The sequence below is a fragment of the Mesorhizobium sp. M7A.F.Ca.ET.027.02.1.1 genome (genome assembly GCF_004022985.1).
In the GTDB taxonomy this organism is placed as follows: Bacteria; Pseudomonadota; Alphaproteobacteria; order Rhizobiales; family Rhizobiaceae; genus Mesorhizobium.
The window spans coordinates 1-2,557 of record NZ_RZOL01000602.1; the positions used below are offsets into that span (position 1 = coordinate 1).

Annotated in this window: 2 protein-coding genes; both read right to left on the bottom strand. The window is 56.0% G+C overall.

From position 1 onward, the window contains the following. Positions 1–316, bottom strand: a 316-nt coding sequence (locus EN749_RS38335; protein ID WP_210214752.1) for a hypothetical protein, incomplete at its 3' end; no start/stop codon positions are given. Positions 317–399: 83 nt separating this feature from the next. After that, entirely contained in the window at positions 400–2,001 is a 1,602-nt protein-coding gene (locus EN749_RS33985; RefSeq protein ID WP_128364818.1) for an ABC transporter substrate-binding protein, read from the bottom strand. Positions 2,002–2,557: the final 556 nt, after the last annotated feature.

The window sequence follows — 2,557 nt, forward strand, 5'->3', positions numbered from 1 at the left end:
CCGAGACAGCAGCCAGCGTCAGAACGCCGAGGAGCAGTCGAGAGATGATCGTTCGGATAAGAGGCGGTATCATCTTTAAGTTGAGGAGGATCATTTCTTCGGCCTTCCGAGTAGTCAGGTAGTCACTATCGCAGGGACATTGAGATGCGGTACAATCGTAGCCGTCGATGTCGGTCGGCAGGCAGATGTCAGCCGCAAAGATATCCGAGATTGGACGTTTGCCCAATGATGTAGCGCGCAGCGTGCAACGACCTGCGGAGCCACCGCCGAAGACGTTGTATCGCATGCCCTTACGTGGCGTGTTAACAATCGGCATTGAGCCGAGTTCCAAGGAAGAAACGCGCCAAGGTGATGAGCGCCTGAAGAATCAGGCGCTCGCGCAATCGTTCGGTTTCCAAACTATGCAGTCAACCACCAGCGCTCAGACGCACGCCCATTGTCCAGCGGAAATACACCGCCGACTTTGTTGAAACCAACCTTTTTGGAGACCGCATTGGTATAGTTTAAGAAGGCATACACAATCGCGCCACCTTCGTCGTGCAAAATCTGCTGCATTTCCGCGTATTGGGAACCGCGCTTGGCTTGGTCGGTTTCGCCGCGGGCTGCGACCAAGAGCTCATCGAATCGCTTGTTGCTGAAATGGGTTGGATTCCAATCAGCGCCCGTCTGATAAAATTGGGTGAAGAGCCAGTCGGCAGTTGCACGGCCGAAATATTCGGCGGAAGCGAACGGTTTCTTTAGACATACCTTGTCCCAATAGCCGTCGTTGGCCTCAAGTACCAGATTGATTTCGATGCCGGCCTTGGCGGCTTGCTCCTTGAACAGAGAGGCGGCCTCTACGGCCCCTGTGGCAGACGAAGGAGCTACCGACAGGTCTATCTTCAGCGTTTCGTATCCCGCCTTCTTCAAGTGCTCCTTCGCTTTTTCGATATTGTAGGCATGTTGCGGCTGCGGATCAACGGCAAAGGGCATCGATGGCCCCAATGGGTTATCGTTGCCAAGTTTCGCTGTACCAAAAAAGATCTTCTCTATGATCTCCTCTCGATTGATGGCGTATTTGAGTGCCAGGCGAACATCTTTGTTATCGAACGGCGCCACCTGCGTGTTCATGTCGAACGAATCATGACCGGCGCTAGGTACGAGCTGCAGCGCGATGTCGGGATTGCGTTTCAACATGTTGAGAGTCTTGATATCGACACCTTCCATAAATTGCACCTCGTCAGTAACAAGTGCATTGGTGAGGGCAACGGCGTCCGCGATGACCATGAACTCGACCTCGTCAAGATATGGCTTGCCTTCCTTGTAATAGTTCGGATTGCGTTTTAGCTTCGCGCTTACGCCCGGCTCGAATTGCTCAAGCAGGAAAGGTCCTGTACCGACCTTCGCAGTCCAGTCCAGACCGCCCTCGGCCTTTGCCGGCATGATCGGCAGGTGGAAGTCGGAGAGCAGGTATGGGAAGTCTGCTACGCCGCTTTTCAGTTCAAAGGTGACAGCGTCTTTTCCATCAGCCTCGACTGAACCAACCTGGGCCAGCATGGCCTTCGCGCCTGAGTTGGTTCCCTCACCCATGTGGTGTCGCACAGATGCGATGATGTCCGCAGGGGTGACGTCTTTGCCGTTGTGGAAAGTAGAGCCTTTGCGGAGTTTGAACACCCACTTGGTAGCGCCCTCCGAAGGTTCAAAGCTCTCGGCCAAATCCGGCACCACCGAGCCGTCTGGGAGGATTTCTGTCAAATTATTGCACATTGACCCGCCGAGCGCTGCAAGTGCGAATGTACTGGGCCATGTAGCCGGATCGAGCGTGTCGCTCTGGGACCCACCCCCCACGCCGAATTTCATGAATCCGCCCTTGGTCGGTTCGGCCGCATTGGCATGCCCGGGCTTCAGCAGGACGGAGCCGACGCTAGCCAGTGCAGCCGAGGCGGCCACGCTAGCTAGGAGTTCGCGGCGAGAAATCTGGCTGGACTGGAAACCAGCCGATCGTTTATTCCCCTTAGGCATAGAAATCTCCCGATTGCCATTGTTCGTTGTTGTCTTGATTTTTAACGGCGCCGTGCCACAGTACGGTTTCGATGTGCGGTTTCGATTGCCGGCCGCCTCGAGAGGGCGTGCGCATCCCTGGCGAAGGCGCAGGTCGCAGCCGTTTTCTCCGTAAATCCTCCGAGACCTCCCGCTCCTTGTGACGGCCGCCGCACCGGTGACGCCGCCACCTCCTAGGCGGGAGCACTTGTCAGACTTTTGCGTTTCCACAAGGAAACTTGAAACGCTGCTTCTCAAGCAGTGGTTCAAGAGAGTGGTCCAAAAACTATTGCGCGTCTAATATTATTTGGGCATAGGGTGATCGCGTATGAGCAACAATGTCCCGGGCATTTGCAGGGCTCAGCAGTACACGATCGCGCGCGATGACCTCGATACCAGGATGGTGTTCCAGCCACGCTCAAGATCGCAGATGATCGTTTCCGTAGCGCTGCCCCATGGGCCAAGCCGAGTCGTCGATGCCGAACACGCGGCGCTTCCGGCGGCTCGAACCCAGCCGCGCGGATCATCTGCAACAGCG

Bases quoted from the DNA above. Each gene is read 5' to 3' on its own strand.
- EN749_RS33985 (WP_128364818.1), bottom strand. From the start codon at position 2,001: ATGCCTAAGGGGAATAAACGATCGGCTGGTTTCCAGTCCAGCCAGATT.